The organism is Paenibacillus sp. FSL H8-0048, from assembly GCF_038002825.1.
In the GTDB taxonomy this organism is placed as follows: domain Bacteria; phylum Bacillota; class Bacilli; order Paenibacillales; family Paenibacillaceae; genus Paenibacillus_AQ.
In genome coordinates this window covers 5,858,688-5,873,850 of the sequence record NZ_JBBODF010000001.1, presented here as the reverse complement: position 1 = coordinate 5,873,850, position 15,163 = coordinate 5,858,688, and the positions used below count along the sequence as shown (strand labels likewise).

Here is a 15,163-nt window from a genome sequence, read left to right as displayed (position 1 = left end):
AATACAAACTTTTGTCGCCATTTATCGACAAATACACAGCATAAAAAGACCCCGAAACCGGGGCCTTTGCGCATTCACACCATTTTCAACCGCCATCATTATACTGCAAAAAACCAATTCTTCTCATTTTCGACAAATCCTTAGCCGTGTTGTTCTGTCATTTCCAGGAATTCATTGATATCGGCAACGATTAAATCCGCAGCCCCCTGCCAGAAATCCGACTTGGACAGATCAGCGCCCAGATGCTTCGACACCAGATCCTCCAGCGTCATCACCCCGGTATCCTGCAGCAGGCTGTCATACTTATCGGCAAAGGAGGTCCCTTCTTGCAGTGCAAGCCGGTATAGACCGGTACTGAACATATACCCTACTGTATACGGGAAGTTGTAGAATGGCACATCCGTGATATAGAAATGAAGCTTCGACGCCCAGAAATGCGGATGATATTCGGAAAGAACCCCGCAGAAGGCCTCCTTCTGGGCTTCCTCCATCAGCGCCGACAATTCCTCACTGCTTACAAGACCTGCCTTGCGCTTCTCATAGAAGCGGGTCTCGAACAGGAAGCGGGCATGAATATTCATAAAGAACGCCACACTGTTCTGGATCTTCGCTTCAAGCAGCGCCAGCTTCTCTTCGTTGTCCGATGCAGACTTCACCTGCGCGTCCGACACAATGACCTCCGCGAAGGTGGAAGCGGTCTCCGCCACGTTCATCGCATAGTTCTGGTTGAACAGCGGCTGGTCCTCCAGCAGGAAGGAGTGATAGGCATGGCCCAGCTCATGCGCAAGAGTGGATACATTGGACGGCGTGCCGCTATAAGTCATGAATATACGGGATTCCTTGCTCTCCGGGAAGGAGACACAGAAGCCGCCCGGACGCTTCGCGGCCCGGTCTTCGACCTCAATCCAATCCTTGTCGAAGGCGCGCTCGGCGAAATCCGCCAGCTTCGGACTGAATTTGCGGAACTGGGTCACGATGTCGGCGGCTGCCTGTTCATAGGGAATTTTGCCGGAGGACTTGCCGACTGGCGCATCCACATCGACCCAGGCGAGTGACTCCAGACCCAGAATTTCTGCCTTGCGCTTCAGATAGGATACCAGTGCAGGCTTACTCTTCGTGATCACATCCCACATGACATCCAGAGTCTCACGGGACATACGGTTGATGCCCAGCGGCTCCTTCAGCACATCCTCCCAGCCGCGGCCCTTGTACAGCTTCAGGCGGAAGCCTGCCAGATGATTCAAGGTATCTGCACAATAGTCGGCCGCCCCGCCCCAGGCTTCTTCCCATTTGCGGAACATCGTACGGCGGACCTCAGGATTCTCATCCGTCAGCTTGTTGAACGCTTGCCCGGCAGAGAGCAGCTTCTCTTCCCCGTCTTCTTCACAAGGAATCTGGATCTGTCCGACAATGGTCTCATAATGCTCGCTCCAGCCGTGATAGCCGTCAACTGCAAGCTCAAGGGCCAGGCTCTCCAGCTCCGGGCTCATCTTCTCACGGGCCAGACTCCGGCTCTCACTGAGCACGAAATTCAGCGGGGCAATCTCCGGCCGGGCCATCCACTCGGCCCATACCGCGTCAGAGGTCTGGCGCAGCACGTTATCGAAGGCAGAGCTGATGCCCTCATAACCGGCGCGCAGCCCCGTTACCTTGGAGGACAGTCTCACCGCCCCTTTGTCGAGCTGATTCTGCGCACCCAGACAACCGGCGAATTCAGAGGCCTGTGTAAGGCGTCCGGCACAGCTCTGCAGCAGCTCAATGACCGGGTCCAGCTCCTTCGTTGAAGCCGCATCAGCCGGTGCAGCAGCAGCGGCCACCTGTGTGCGCAGGCGTTCAATATCGGATTCGAGCACGCTCAGGAAGCTCTCGAACTGCGGAGAGGCAGAGCCTCCCGGAAAAATCGATTCCAGTTCCCATGTCAGTGATAACGGTTGTTTCATAGATACTCACCATTCCTTTGTTATAGAGTAGTTTTCTTTGTAATTGAGGTAGAGCCATGGTAAAGTGAATCATGATACTCCACTAATTGTAAGGAGGGCCTCCTAATGAAGCCACTGCAAATATCGCCGGAGACGGCCATCACCTTATCCAAACAACTCGGCGTTCCGCTGGAACACCTGATGCATATGCCCCAACATATCCTGCTGCAAAAAATCGCTGAATTATCCAAGAAGGCCGTAAGCGAGCCCCCCGAAGGCAGCGCAGCCCCCTCCGACGAGAAGGACAAGCAATGATCCCCTTCAGCCATACCTGGCCTTATGACATTATTCTTGGCGACATGTACGTGCAATATTGCCCCTTCTGCGACCATGAGAATGTTCTTCTGCCGATGAAGCCTAAGGAGCTGCAGCACGTGCGCGACGGCAAAAAAAAGCTGCTGGTCTTTCCTTGCTGCAGTGCAAGTCCCACCGTCATTGATAATGACAATGACTACCTGCTGTTTGACCGGGCGGTCCGCTAAGTGCGGATGTCCGGCCGTTCGCCCCGCTTAAGCGGGCAGAGGCGTAGAAGAGGCATCCCTTCTACGCCTTTTTGCGTTCCGGTATACCGGATAGACGCTCTAACACCCTACTCCGCCTTCTATGTACCTGCGGGAAGCCCATCCGGATCAACGTCCAGCCCGCGCATCTGCTCACGCAGTATGGCCCATTGCTCGCGCGAAGCCCGAATCATGGCCGCGTCCGTAATGCGCTGGTCATTAATGACCCTTGAGAACCACCGTACAGCAGCGGCGAACTCCCCGATCCGGCGGTTCAACTCACCAATCAGATACATCAGCCGCGCATCATTACCGCCGGAGGAATCATTCTCGAACACCTTCACATACTCATCCAGCGAATAGGTCAGGAAGCGCTGCTCCTGCACCGTATCCCCTTGATACCGGTACAGCCAGGCAATATGGTGCAGCAGGCTTGCTATAATACGTTCCTTGTCTTTAATGCTCTGCGCGCAGATCAGCGCCAGCTTGTACGTCTCCAGCGCTTCCTCCCAGTTACGCTTCTCTCCGAAGCTGCGGGCCTGCCACCGTCTTCCTACCTGGGCATCGAAGGACTTCCGCTGCCAGTCAGCCAGCTTGTCTGCTGAATTCTCTGTGGAGGCGAAGCCGCACTTCGGACAGACCCGAACCACATAATAATCGGGATTCTCCGCCTTGTAGTAGGAGCAGAAGTCCGCATCGCGGCGGATGGCCTTTTTGAGGCTGGGACGTACTCTTGAGGTAGAAAATTCATGTTCACAGTTACAGCAGGTAACCTTAATTGAGTACAGCGGTATTAATTCCGGCACGGGTGCCCTCATCCTTTCACAACTACACTTTATTCATGGGGCATATTGACAAAATGATGGGCGGGACCAGCCAGCCGGCTCAGGACAAAGGTACGCAGGGACTCTTCCACACCAACCTCTGCAAGCGCCGCCTTCATGCAGGCAAGCCAATCCTCCGCCAAAGCAGGAGTGATGGGAACATGCATATGTCTGGCTCTCATCATGGGATGGCCGTGCTGCTCGGAGAACAGGGCAGGGCCGCCAAAGAATTGGCTTAAGAACTGATATTGCTTCTCCAATACCGGAGTAATATCTTCAGGGAATAACGGGCTGAGCTGCGGGTGAAGCTGCACCTTGGCATAAAACACAGTCACTAGACGGTGTATCCCCTCAGCGCCTCCCAGGCTGTCATACAGGCTCTCTTTCGGATTCATGTGGAGGTTTCGCCTTCTTCCATATTAATCTGATAAGCAGTTGCTTATCATTATACCAAAAAACACGCTGCACGGTTATCCCTGCCTTAAGACATCCCCTTATTCCGGGACAAGAAGAACAATACGCTGCCCTTGTGCAACAGAAAGCCCAGATTATTTCAAAATTCAGACAAAAAAAGGCGCCAAACCGGAGTTCAGCGCTCGTAAGCTAATCAGTATGTTCTAAAATCTTCATCACCAGGCGGGACAAGGGAGACCCGGATCACATATACAAAAGCACAAACGAGCACTCCGGCAACCACACTCATCACCATCACTCCATCCCTGAAAATCTAACTCAACAAGATGTGCATTAATTAAGTTTATAATATCATAATTTCAGTGAAAAAGCACCGGTAAATGTAACCGTTTTCCTCGTTTTTTTGTGCTGTTTGTCCACCTTCCGGCATACAACTAAGCATAGAACTGGAGGCGAGAAACCGATGACTCTGAACAAAATCGCAAGCCCGCTGCTCGGGATCGTGCTGGCGGGCTGTCTGCTGCTGATGCTGGTGCATCCCGCAAGCTCTCTGGATGCGGCGCTGCGCGGGCTCGCTGTCTGGTGGGATGTGCTGTTTCCCTCACTGTTCCCTTTCTTCGTCATCTCTGAAATTATGCTGGGCTTCGGCATTGTCCATCTGTTCGGCGCACTGCTTGATCCGCTGATGCGCCCGCTCTTCAATATACCCGGCAGCGGCGGCTTCGTAGCAGCGATGGGATATGTATCAGGATACCCTGTCGGCGCGAAATTAACCGCCAAGCTGCGCGAGCAGGGAATGATTAGCAGAATTGAGGGCGAGCGTCTCGTCGCCTTCACGACCTCCTCGGACCCGATTTTTCTGCTGGGCGCGGTCTCTGTGGGGTTCTTTCATGACGCTTCGCTGGGGCTTGTGCTTGCCCTTGCCCATTACGGGGGAGGACTTATCATAGGTCTGCTGATGTCCTTCCATGGCCGGGGCAGGCCGGAAGAAGCAGCTACGCCCCTTTCCCTCCCTCATTCAGGCAGCTCTTCTGCGTCTCCGGAAGGACAAGGTCCCGGAAGGTTGCGGACTGCGCTGAACGCGATGGCAGGTGCACGCCGGGCGGACGGCAGAAGTCTCGGCGAGCTGCTGAAGAGTGCCATCACCTCCTCACTCCAGCTCATCATCGTTGTCGGCGGTCTGGTTGTCTTCTTCAATGTGCTGATGGAGCTGCTCGCCCGTGCCGGCGTAATGTCCGCTCTGTTCAGCATGACCGGCCGCCTGCTATCGCTGGCCGGCTTCCCGCCAGAGCTCTCAGCCGCACTGGTCAGCGGCTTATTTGAAGTGACGCTTGGCGCCAGGTCGGCGGGTGAAGCTGCCGGAGGCGTTCCACTGCAGTTCAAGGCAGCGGCGGCAGCGTTCATTCTCTCCTGGGGCGGCTTGTCGGTTCATGCGCAGGTCGCCAGTATCCTGAATGGTACCGGACTGCGCTATCTCCCGTTCATGGCCGCCCGTCTGGTACATGCCCTGCTCTCAGCGGTCCTGCTTCTCCTGCTCTGGAAGCCGGTTGTCAGCTCGGGACTGGCCGGTCAGTGGTCCGCATTGCCTGCCGCCTCCGGGCTGGCCGCTCCAGAGGCCGCCCTGATCAGCAGCATCAGCCTGCTCTGCCTTCTGCTTGCAGGCATGCTGGCCCTGTCGCTGGTGGTCTTTCTGCTCGGGAAGCTGTGGCGGCAGCCCTATGCGCGCCGGAGATAATTCAATATGCCTCAGTTCTGCCGCTGCAGCACTGCGGCGTATTCCGGCTTTTCACAGCGCTAATATTGTGTTCCGGGTCAAGATTGATTATGATCGGTGTATGACTGAATTAGACAAAGGAGCCTGTACATCTTGAGATATTATGTTCTGGACCGCGGAGATGAATTATCCATCCAACTAGCGGAGCAATTTCACAAGCTGGCGCAAGGCCGGAATCTGGAGCTGGATGCCAAGTCACCTGAAATCGTGATCTCTATTGGCGGTGACGGCACGATGCTGCACGCCTTTCATACGTTTATCGATCAGATCCCTAGTCTCGCTTTTGTTGGCGTGCATACCGGCCATTTGGGCTTCTATGCGGACTGGCAGGCCGAAGAGCTGCCGTCCCTGATTGATTATATGTGCGGAGAGGTAGGACCTCATAAACCCCGTATCGTACAGTACCCGCTGCTTGAACTGGAAATACATAAGAAATCCGGCTCCAGCAAGCATATTGCCCTGAATGAATTCACCCTTAAGGGGGTGGACGGGACGGTTGTAATTCAGGTGGATATTAATGATGTAACCTTTGAGATGTTCCGCGGGGACGGCCTGTGTGTGTCCACACCTTCCGGCAGTACCGCTTATAACAAAAGTCTGGGAGGCGCTATGGTGCACCCCTCGATCGAGGCGCTGCAGATTGCTGAAATTGCCTCCATTAATAACCGGGTATTCCGGACCATGGGATCGCCGCTGTTGCTGCCTAAGCATCATCACTGCGATATCTTCTCGCGCAAGGAGCAGCGCCTGCTGCTGACCATTGACCATAATAACATTCCGGTGGATGATCTGATTTCGGTACGCGCTCAGGTCGCGGACCACAAAATCAGCTTCGCCCGTTACCGCCCTTTCCCGTTCTGGAACCGTGTCCGGGAGGCCTTCTTAGTCTAGTCTGATCCCTGATTCTCATGAACAAGCGGAAACGGCTTTGCCGTTCTTTTAAAGGACGGCACCGTTTCAGCGAGAAATAGAAGGATAATTTATCGTGTCAACATATAAAGTCTTATATTTCAAGCGAGGATGGTATTGCGCCCTTAGCGGGGACATTCCATAGCCTGCTGGATATCCTAAGATAAAGCCGGAGACGCCCCTGATCTCCGGCTTTATCATGCCGGTTGAGGGGGACTCTACTAAGCCTAGCAGCATCCCGCAGAATAAATAGACAGACGGAATTTTCTAATGGTATAATGGTTCTATTTTACAAAGTTTTCTATTTGAAGGAGCGAATCTATTGAAGAAATTAGTATCCCTGCTAGGCATCAGCCTGCTGGCCCTTGTGCTGGCGGTTCCCGCTTTTGCCGCAGACCAACCCATCAAGGTGTATATTAACGGCAGTAACCTTGCCTTCACAGCAGGGACGCCTTATTTGAAGAATAATACAGTGCTTGTGCCTTTCCGCGTTGTATTTGAGAAGCTTGGCCTGCAGGTACTGTGGGACTCCAAAACAGGCACGGTAACCGGCACCGGAACAGGCCTTACTATCAGCCTTAAGGTAGGCAGCAAGCGGGCCAGCGTCAATGGAACCGTCAAGCAGCTCACAGCCGCTCCCGTCTCTAACGCCGGGACCACCTACATACCCTTGCGCTTCATCGCCGAAGCCACCGGGGGCACAGCGACCTGGGATGCGGCCAGCCGCAGCGTGAAGATTACCGTATCACCGTCCTCCGCCTCCAGTGAGCAGGAGATCAAGGCAATCATTCAATTAGCTAACCAATATTATAATGAAGAGAAGGCCAGCAGCTTCTATTCGCTTGTGGATGCAGGATCAGACCAAACGGAAGCTATAAGCGATATGAATTCCCAGTTCGAGCTATATGACATCAAGGATACGATCGAGAGTCTTAAAGTACTCAGTCTAACGGGCAACGAAGCAACCGTCCATTCCGTCGAAAAAGCAGTGCGGACCGGCGGGTATTATACACCGGATGAACAGTACGAATACCTATATACGCTAGTCCGTCAAAACGGCGCCTGGAGGATCTCTGCCATGGATCTGCAGGAATCCTCCGTGCTGCTGACGCGGGAACAAGGCATGAAGCCGGCTGTGCTGCCACAGGGCGATCAGACCGGAATTAAGGATACGCTCAGCAAATACTACCAGGGGATGAATGCCCGCAATGCAGATGCAGTCCTTGCCGTGATGACCTCGTACAATAAGGAGGATGACGACTCTTACAAAGAGGAGCTGCGTGATTATTTCAAAAATTATGATCTAAGTTATGCGGTGTCTTCCTCCAATGTCTTCTATTACACGGACTATGAAGCCGCAGTCTATGCGGAAGTGGTCATTACGGACGGTGAATCGAAGGAGACCTATACCCAGTCTCTGATCCTCCTCCTCTCCAAGACGGAGAGCGGTGCCTGGACAATTGACACTACTTATCATATCGGCTTCGAAGCACAGTCCTAAATTCAAAAAATTCATCTAAAGGATGTCATGAACTCATGAAATCAGCCAAAATTGTTACTGCACTTTTAAGCAGCTGTCTGGCGCTATCCATCGCCTGGGCTCCTGCTGCTTCAGCAGCAGACGCGGCCGCCACCGACGCGGCACAAGCCTCAAAGACGGAGATTATCAATGAAATTATGCAATATCTGGAGTATTACAACGTCGAGGGTGTAGACCAGGATACACTTATCCGCGGCGCAATTGACGGTATGGTCAGCACATTGGACGATCCCTACAGCCAATACTTCACGAAGGAGGAAGCCGCGGACTTCGGTCATCAGGTTGATCTGCAATATGTCGGCATCGGCGTCCGGCTGATGTATTCGGGCAAAGAGCTCTACATTGAAGAGGTCATGAGCGGCTCCCCGGCCGAGTCCGCAGGACTAAAGCGCGGCGACTCCATCCTCAAAATCAACGGGGTGCGGGTGGCTGATACGAATGGCGACGAGCTGAGCGGCAAAGCGGGCACCAAGGTCTCACTGCTGATTCAGAGAAACGGGGCTAACAAATCCTATACGGTTACCCGCAGCGAGATTGCTACAAGCTCCGTAACCAGCAAGATGCTTAGCTCCAAAATCGCTTACATCTCCATCAACGGCTTCACTCAGACTGCCGATGAGGAATTCTCCGCAGCGCTGGACAAAATGCGTTCAGGCGGCATGAAATCGCTGGTTCTTGATCTGCGCGATAATACAGGCGGTTATATGAACAGCGCCCAGAATATCGTCTCCAAGTTCATGGATGCCGGTATTATGATGTACACCTCCGACCAGACCGGTACACTCAAACCAGTCGCAATTACGAACGGCAGCAAGATCGGCGTACCTGTGGTCGTATTGACCAATGAATATACGGCCAGCGCCTCCGAAGCCTTGACCGGTGCACTTCGTGACAATAAGCTGGCTACAGTTGTAGGCACGCGCTCTTACGGAAAGGCCCGGATTCAGAGCCTGATTCCCATGTCCGGCGGCGGCGAACTGAAGCTGACCACCATGAAGTATCTGACTCCGAACAAGGAGGATTTCAACCATATCGGACTTGCGCCTGATATCGAGGTCAAGGGCAAAACTGCCCAGTTGATTACCGCTCTGCAAATTGCCGGGATGAAGGAGATTGTCGCCTCTGGTGACCGTCATATTCTGGATATCAACGGCACTGCTTTTGCCGGAAATGTAGGCCTGATCCAGCAGGGCGATAAGGTGTATGCCGCCTCCCGTGTTCTCTCCGCGCTGGTGGAGAATGAGGTCTCCTGGGATGCCAAGAACAAGAAGGTGCTGCTGACCACCGGTGCCGGTAACGTATCCGGGTTCACCCTGGCTTCCAAGGAGGCGCTGTTCCAGGACGGAGAGACCTTCATCGAGCTGAATGCCTTCAAGAAAAGGTTCCCTGCGCTCGTATGGAGCTACAATGCTTCACTGAAACAGCTCAAATTAGCTGTGAAATAGAATTAGCCCGGCGACAACAAGGGCTGTCCCAAAAGCCATAGAATGGTTGAATGGGGCAGCTCTTTATTGTGGGTTAGAATCTACGTGAGCACTTGGGTGGACGATCCGCAAACAGAATGTTATTCCAATCGCTTATCCGCGGGTCGTTCTGTCCGCTCCGCTGTTAAGCAAGAATTGACTCTTCCAGGCTTAGGGCTTAGTTTGTTCCGTAAACGGTAGGCGTCAGCACAATGTATGCTGTTTTTCGCATACATTCGGGCCATACGCCTGCGCACCGGCACAATGTATGCTGTTTTTCACATACATTTGGGCCGTACGCCTGCCCGCCAGCAAATGTATGCTGTTTTTCGCATACATTCGTACCACACGCCTGCGCGCCAGCAAATGTATGCTGTTTTCCGTATACATTTGGCTGGTGCTCCCTCGCTCGCTCATTAGAAAAAGCCCCTTCAGCTAATGCTGAAGAGGCTTTTTGAGTTGCATTTTAGTGACAGGGGGTGTACGACTGTCCACCATGGCTATCGTTCTAGTTGTCTTGCTTGCTCTGGTTATTGTCCTGTCTATCCTGCTTCTCCGGTCTTTCCTGCTTATTCTGATTTGCTTGCTTGTTAGACCGGTTGTCTCTGTGTTCTCTGTTCTGCTTGGAATTATTCGGCTGGCCTTGCTGGCCTCTGTTCTGGAACTCTTTATGATTCTTCTTGCCCTGGCCTTCTTTGTTGCGGTGATTGCGGCTCTGGTGCTCACGAACCGGTCTGTCCTTGGTTGCATGCTCGCGGCTGGAGCCGCCTGCGCCATCCCTGTCCCGGCCTGCACCCTTCGTCGGCTCCCGGTGTTCTTTTACCGTTACCACCTGTTCAGCTTCCTGCTCCTGATCCTCGTCCAGCCCGGGCTCCGGGACTTCCTTAATCAGAATATCCTTGAAGATTCCCTCCTGCGGGGACTCCTTCAGCTTATGCAGCACAAAATACGCACAGCCAAAGTTACAGTATTCGTTAATATAATCCACCATGCCTGAGATGGCTGTGTCCCGGTTCACTTTAGGGTGATTATCCCGGTAAAAGCCTTTGAGGCGCAATTGGCTGTAGCCCCAGTCACCGACTATATAGTCGTACCGGTCCAGCACTTCGCTGTATCTTCCGCGAAAAGCCTCCGGGTTCCAGCCATCCTTATGATCGAGCATCAGCTCGTAACCTTTTCCACCTATAACGATCAAGCGTGTGTCGCCTGCCTTTCAATAATATCTGGGGGGGGCGCGTTGATAAGCCGTCATTGCGCGGGATTTTGAATTTCCGGCCGCTGTTGTGGTCTGATTTCTTCCATTTAACCGCTAGGCGGTGAAATCAGACCACAGCTTATGCTTACGATGCAAGCTTTCCAGAGGAAAGCTCTCAGGCGGACGCTGCCGCTCCTACAATTTCAAAATCCCTCTCCATGACTCCATCAACGCGAAGGGGGTGCAACCGCCACCCAAGAACCTCGCCGCTATTGCGGCATTGGTTCTTTCAGCCTTTTCAAACCCCTTTTTAAAACCTAAAACCACTTAAAACCGAAAACCATAAAGCTTAAAACCTAGAACGTTAAAACCCTAAAACGTTAAAGCCCTAAACCTTAAAACAAAAACCTTAAACAAAAAACTGCCTGTGACTTCGTCATGCGGGGAATTTGCCCTAGCAAATTCTAATAAAACTTAAAGGCTCGGTATTGTGAGGGGCGTAGTTGCCGCTAAACATCTATGCCTGCGAAACAGAACGCGCCTCACGGGCCACGGCAGCAGACTTCACCTGCTCATGTGCACGATAAGAGCTGCGCACCAGCGGGCCGGCCTCCACATGGCTGAAGCCGCGCTTCAGGCCCTCTTCCTTCAGCACAGCGAACTCCTCGGGCGGATAGTATTTCTCCACATTCAGATGCTTCGGCGAAGGCTGAAGATATTGTCCTAATGTCAATATATCACAATCTACGGCTCTAAGGTCATCCATCGCCTGCAGAATCTCATCCCACTGCTCACCGACGCCAAGCATAATACTCGATTTGGTCGGAATCTCCGGCTTCATCTCCTTGGCCCGGCGCAGCAGCTCCAGGGAACGGCGGTATTTGGCCCGGGCCCGGACACGGTCAGACATCCGTTCCACGGTCTCAATATTGTGGTTCAGGATATCCGGGCGGCTGTTCATCACGGTCTCCAGGCTCGCGCGGTCCCCCAGGAAATCAGAAATCAGCACTTCAATGCTGCATAGAGGAAGGCGCTTACGGATCGCGGACACGGTCTCGGCAAAAATCGCCGCCCCCCCATCCTTCAGATCATCGCGGGCGACGCTCGTAACCACACAATGCTTAAGCTGCATACCTTCGGCAGCCTCTGCCACACGTTCCGGCTCCAGCAGATCCAGCTCGGTAGGCAGGCCTGTATTCACCGCACAGAATCGGCAAGCGCGCGTACAGATATCCCCCAGAATCATGAAGGTGGCCGTGCGGTTAGCCCAGCACTCATAAATATTAGGACAGCGTGCTTCCTCGCATACGGTATGTAACGTCTTCGAGCGCATCATACCCTTAATTTCCTGATATTCTTCACCGGTGGTTAACTTGATTTTGATCCAGTCTGGCTTGGGCTGTTTGGCTGTTCGATTAGTCAAAGTGATGAGACCCCGCTTTCGATCTGAATGTCAATGTCCATTTCTTTCACAGTCAAAAGTTGCTGCCTCATATTATAGCATGTGAAGTAGGCGTTTGCCTGTTTTTGTGAACCTTGGAGCGGTCATGGATAAAAAAAGTCCTTTTGCTTCAATCTAAAGAAAAGCACCCGGCCCGGGTGCCGCTTCCGCAAACCTATATGCAATTCATGCGCCCAAACGCAGGAGGATGAGATTATGCTGGCCTTATTAAAAAGCCCCTACACCCGCAGAACCTTGATGTGCATATCTGCCGCCGCCCTGCTCTGGAGCGGTAGTCCTGCCGAACATGCCCAAGCTGCCCGTTATCATAAAATTCCAGAACTGAGCTCAGGTAGTCCTTCTCCCGCTCCCGCAAACAGCAAAGAGACTGCCGCCGCTGACCGCAAGCAGCTCTTTGAGCAGATGGGCGCGGCAACCGGCATTCCCTGGTACCGCTTCGCTGCCATCGATCAGTACGAACGGACCATTGCCAGGAAGAGCAAAAAAACAGCCGCCGCAGAACCCCCTTCTGCAGCGGCTAAGCCACGGCTTACCGGAATTATGATTCCGGCGCCGGTATGGTCCGGTCCGCTGAACCCGGATCAGAACGACAAGCAGCCCGAATCGATCCGCTTCTTCGGCGGCTTCGGGCTGGACGGATCAGGGGACGGCATCGCAGATCCCGAGAGCGATGCAGATGTGCTATACAGCATGGCTAGCCACTTGCTCAAATACGGGGATTCCGCTACGGACTTCAATATTGGGATCTGGGAGTACTATCACAACGGGCGGGCCGCCCAGCGCGTCTCCCAGTTCGCCAAGCTATATGAGCATTTCGGACGGCTGGACCTGTCCGGCAGTGCATTTCCGCTGCCGATAGGGACCAATTATGCCTACCGCAGCACCTGGGGAACGGGCCGGAGCTGGGGCGGCGCGCGCATTCACGAAGGCACGGATCTGTTCGCGCCGCATGGCTTGACGGTGCGCAGCACCTGCTTCGGCATTGTTGAGACCAAGGGCTGGAACCGCTACGGCGGATGGCGCATCGGTATCCGCGATATCGAGAACCGCTACCATTATTATGCCCACCTGATGGGGTATGAGAAATCCCTCCTGCGGGGGGATATTGTCACTCCGGGACAGACCATCGGCTGGGTCGGCAGCTCCGGCTACGGCAGCCCGGGCACACAGGGCAAGTTCCCGCCCCACCTGCATTATGGCATCTACCGTGACCGCGGAATTACGGAATGGGCCTTCGATCCCTACCCGTTGCTCAAGCAATGGGAGAACCAGGAATTCCGGCAGCTGCGGCAAAACAAAAAGAAGAAATAACACCTGCAGGCTGCCCCCTCAGAGTCCTTTACTCTCTTGCCCGGGACAGAGGTTACAGGTTAGTGCAGCATCAGACAGCCAAACGGCCCGATCTCCACAAGAAGCTTGCTTGAGCTGCGGAGGGTGTGTCCGCTTAACAGCTCGGTCAGCACTTTGGTGTCCGAACGGTAGGCCGGCAGCTCCAGATGGTAGCGGTTGGGGGAGTTATTGATAATCAGCCCCATCTGGTCCTGCCCGCTGCGCCGGACATAGCCAAGGATACCCCGCGTCTCATCTGTGAACCAGGGGCGGAAAGCCCCTCGGTGCAGGACCTCATGCTCTTTTCTCAGCGAGATAAGCCGCTTGTACCAGTCCAGCAGTCCGGTATGCTGAGCCTGCTCCTCCCAGAGCATCGGCCTCCTGCAATCCGGGTCTGTCGCACCTTCCATTCCAACCTCATCCCCATAATAGATCATCGGCAGGCCTATATAGGTCATCTGGAAAAAGACAGCCAGCCGCATCCGGCTCATTGCCGTAGCTTCCCGGTCCCAGCCCCGCCCTCCCTCCTTGCAGGCAGTCAGGAAACGCAGTGTATCGTGGCTGCCCAGCAGCTGGAACATCGCCGAATTGGCCTGATCATTGTACAAGGCCTCCTGATGCAGCAGTTGTTCCATGAACCGGGTCGGACCCGCAGACTGCGCTGCAAAAAACTCCAGCACCGCATCCCGCAGCAGGTAATTCATGCCGCCGTCGAACTGGTCTCCCCGCAGCCAAGGCCCGGAAGCATGCATAATCTCGCCGATCAGCAGAAGGTCCGGGAATTCCGCCTTCAGCTCCCGCCGCAATCTTGTCCAGAAGGCCGGAGTCACCTCATTGGCCACATCCAGCCTCCAGCCGTCGATACCTGCTTCCCGCACCCAATACCTGGCTACGTTCATCATATAATCCGCTACCTCGGGATGATCCATATTCAGCTTCGGCATACTCGCCTCCGCCTTGGCGAAGGTCTCATAGCCGGGAGCCGGCGTAGTACTGACCGGGAAGGAATGGATGAAGAACCAGTCTTTGTAGCGCGAGGCCTCTCCATGCTCCAAGACATCCCGGAAGGCAAAAAAGGTATCGCCGGAATGGTTAAAAACCGCATCCAGCAGGACCTTCATCCCCAGCCGGTGTGCAGTCCCGACCAGCGTCTTCAGATCCTCAAGCGTCCCGAATCCGGGGTCTACCTTATAGTAATCGGAGGTATTGTACTTATGCCCGGAAGGCGATTCAAAGATAGGCGTCATATAAATAGCAGTTACGCCAAGCTCTTGCAAGTATGTAAGCTTGTCAGTAATGCCTTGAAGCGTCCCCTGATGGTAGCTCTCGGGATAAATCTGGTAGACTACCGCATCTGAACTCCAGGCAGGCAGCGCGATGGCGTGCGGGCGGTGAATATAGGCATACTGAAAGGCACCCGCCTGCTCCCTGTTCTCCGAGCATCCCCGCTCCCCGTACCATATGTATTCGCCCGCTGGATTCCCGATGTGGAACAGATAACGGCATTTTCCAGTCCCGGCCGGAACCAGGGCTTCATGTATGTCATACGCTCCGGCACAGCCGGTCCGCTCCATCTCCTGTGGAAGCTCATGACCAGGTGAATCATAACGGTCAGCGTGGACAACCGTGCAGGACAGGGACTGTCCGCTCTGCACGAATAGTCTGAGTTTAAGCAGGCGGGGGCCTGCCGGGAAGGCGAAGGGGTCCTCCGCTGTGTGATAGACGAATAACCGGTTAAGCATACTGTATAGTCTCCTTTTATGCCGCATAGAGC

Annotated in this window: 13 protein-coding genes; 7 read left to right on the top strand and 6 right to left on the bottom strand. The window is 54.1% G+C overall.

The window, feature by feature from the left end:
• Positions 1–140: 140 nt before the first annotated feature.
• On the bottom strand, positions 141–1,940 hold the full coding sequence (locus NSU18_RS25430; protein WP_341016866.1) for a M3 family oligoendopeptidase: 1,800 nt from the start codon (positions 1,938–1,940) through the stop codon (positions 141–143).
• Positions 1,941–2,045: 105 nt separating this feature from the next.
• On the opposite strand from NSU18_RS25430, the gene NSU18_RS25425 reads away from it, so the two are divergent.
• Positions 2,046–2,234, top strand: coding sequence for a YycC family protein (locus NSU18_RS25425; RefSeq protein ID WP_341016865.1), 189 nt, complete (start codon positions 2,046–2,048; stop codon positions 2,232–2,234).
• Complete coding sequence (locus tag NSU18_RS25420) at positions 2,231–2,461, top strand: hypothetical protein (RefSeq protein ID WP_340938257.1); 231 nt, start codon at positions 2,231–2,233, stop codon at positions 2,459–2,461. The genes NSU18_RS25425 and NSU18_RS25420 overlap by 4 nt, the downstream gene beginning before the upstream one ends.
• Positions 2,462–2,580: 119 nt before the next feature.
• Here NSU18_RS25420 and NSU18_RS25415 read toward each other — a convergent pair whose 3' ends face one another.
• Entirely contained in the window at positions 2,581–3,297 is a 717-nt protein-coding gene (locus NSU18_RS25415) for a DUF2225 domain-containing protein (protein WP_341016863.1), read from the bottom strand.
• A 17-nt stretch (positions 3,298–3,314) separates the two neighbouring features.
• On the bottom strand, positions 3,315–3,698 hold the full coding sequence (locus NSU18_RS25410) for a globin domain-containing protein (RefSeq protein WP_341016861.1): 384 nt from the start codon (positions 3,696–3,698) through the stop codon (positions 3,315–3,317).
• 482 nt (positions 3,699–4,180) lie between these two features.
• On the opposite strand from NSU18_RS25410, the gene ylbJ reads away from it, so the two are divergent.
• From ylbJ to NSU18_RS25390, 4 genes are all read left to right on the top strand, one after another.
• On the top strand, positions 4,181–5,452 hold the full coding sequence (ylbJ, locus tag NSU18_RS25405; protein ID WP_341016859.1) for a sporulation integral membrane protein YlbJ: 1,272 nt from the start codon (positions 4,181–4,183) through the stop codon (positions 5,450–5,452).
• Between the two features lie 132 nt (positions 5,453–5,584).
• Positions 5,585–6,382, top strand: a complete 798-nt coding sequence (locus NSU18_RS25400) for an NAD kinase (protein WP_341016857.1) — start codon at positions 5,585–5,587, stop codon at positions 6,380–6,382.
• A gap of 340 nt (positions 6,383–6,722) precedes the next feature.
• The gene (locus NSU18_RS25395; RefSeq protein WP_341016856.1) at positions 6,723–7,901 is read left to right on the top strand and encodes a stalk domain-containing protein; all 1,179 of its coding nucleotides are present in this window, start codon (positions 6,723–6,725) and stop codon (positions 7,899–7,901) included.
• Positions 7,902–7,936: 35 nt separating this feature from the next.
• On the top strand, positions 7,937–9,385 hold the full coding sequence (locus NSU18_RS25390) for a S41 family peptidase (protein WP_341150356.1): 1,449 nt from the start codon (positions 7,937–7,939) through the stop codon (positions 9,383–9,385).
• Positions 9,386–9,911: 526 nt separating this feature from the next.
• Here the strand turns inward: NSU18_RS25390 and NSU18_RS25385 are convergent.
• Entirely contained in the window at positions 9,912–10,598 is a 687-nt protein-coding gene (locus NSU18_RS25385; RefSeq protein WP_341150355.1) for a YutD family protein, read from the bottom strand.
• Positions 10,599–11,115: 517 nt separating this feature from the next.
• Positions 11,116–12,021: a lipoyl synthase gene (gene lipA, locus NSU18_RS25380; protein WP_341150354.1), complete on the bottom strand. Its 906-nt coding sequence runs from the start codon at positions 12,019–12,021 to the stop codon at positions 11,116–11,118.
• 234 nt (positions 12,022–12,255) lie between these two features.
• Here lipA and NSU18_RS25375 point away from each other — a divergent pair, with 234 nt between their 5' ends.
• On the top strand, positions 12,256–13,371 hold the full coding sequence (locus NSU18_RS25375) for a M23 family metallopeptidase (protein WP_341150353.1): 1,116 nt from the start codon (positions 12,256–12,258) through the stop codon (positions 13,369–13,371).
• Positions 13,372–13,430: 59 nt separating this feature from the next.
• Here NSU18_RS25375 and NSU18_RS25370 read toward each other — a convergent pair whose 3' ends face one another.
• Positions 13,431–15,131 carry an alpha amylase N-terminal ig-like domain-containing protein gene (locus NSU18_RS25370; RefSeq protein WP_341150352.1) on the bottom strand — a complete coding sequence of 567 codons (1,701 nt, stop codon included), beginning with the start codon at positions 15,129–15,131 and terminating at the stop codon, positions 13,431–13,433.
• Positions 15,132–15,163: the final 32 nt, after the last annotated feature.

Excerpts from the sequence above, each read along its gene's own strand:
- NSU18_RS25375 (WP_341150353.1), top strand. The coding sequence starts at position 12,256 with ATGCTGGCCTTATTAAAAAGCCCCTACACCCGCAGAACCTTGATGTGC.
- NSU18_RS25415 (WP_341016863.1), bottom strand. The coding sequence starts at position 3,297 with ATGAGGGCACCCGTGCCGGAATTAATACCGCTGTACTCAATTAAGGTT.
- NSU18_RS25410 (WP_341016861.1), bottom strand. The coding sequence starts at position 3,698 with ATGAATCCGAAAGAGAGCCTGTATGACAGCCTGGGAGGCGCTGAGGGG.
- ylbJ (WP_341016859.1), top strand. The coding sequence starts at position 4,181 with ATGACTCTGAACAAAATCGCAAGCCCGCTGCTCGGGATCGTGCTGGCG.
- NSU18_RS25420 (WP_340938257.1), top strand. The coding sequence starts at position 2,231 with ATGATCCCCTTCAGCCATACCTGGCCTTATGACATTATTCTTGGCGAC.
- NSU18_RS25425 (WP_341016865.1), top strand. The coding sequence starts at position 2,046 with ATGAAGCCACTGCAAATATCGCCGGAGACGGCCATCACCTTATCCAAA.
- NSU18_RS25390 (WP_341150356.1), top strand. The coding sequence starts at position 7,937 with ATGAAATCAGCCAAAATTGTTACTGCACTTTTAAGCAGCTGTCTGGCG.
- NSU18_RS25370 (WP_341150352.1), bottom strand. The coding sequence starts at position 15,131 with ATGCTTAACCGGTTATTCGTCTATCACACAGCGGAGGACCCCTTCGCC.
- NSU18_RS25430 (WP_341016866.1), bottom strand. The coding sequence starts at position 1,940 with ATGAAACAACCGTTATCACTGACATGGGAACTGGAATCGATTTTTCCG.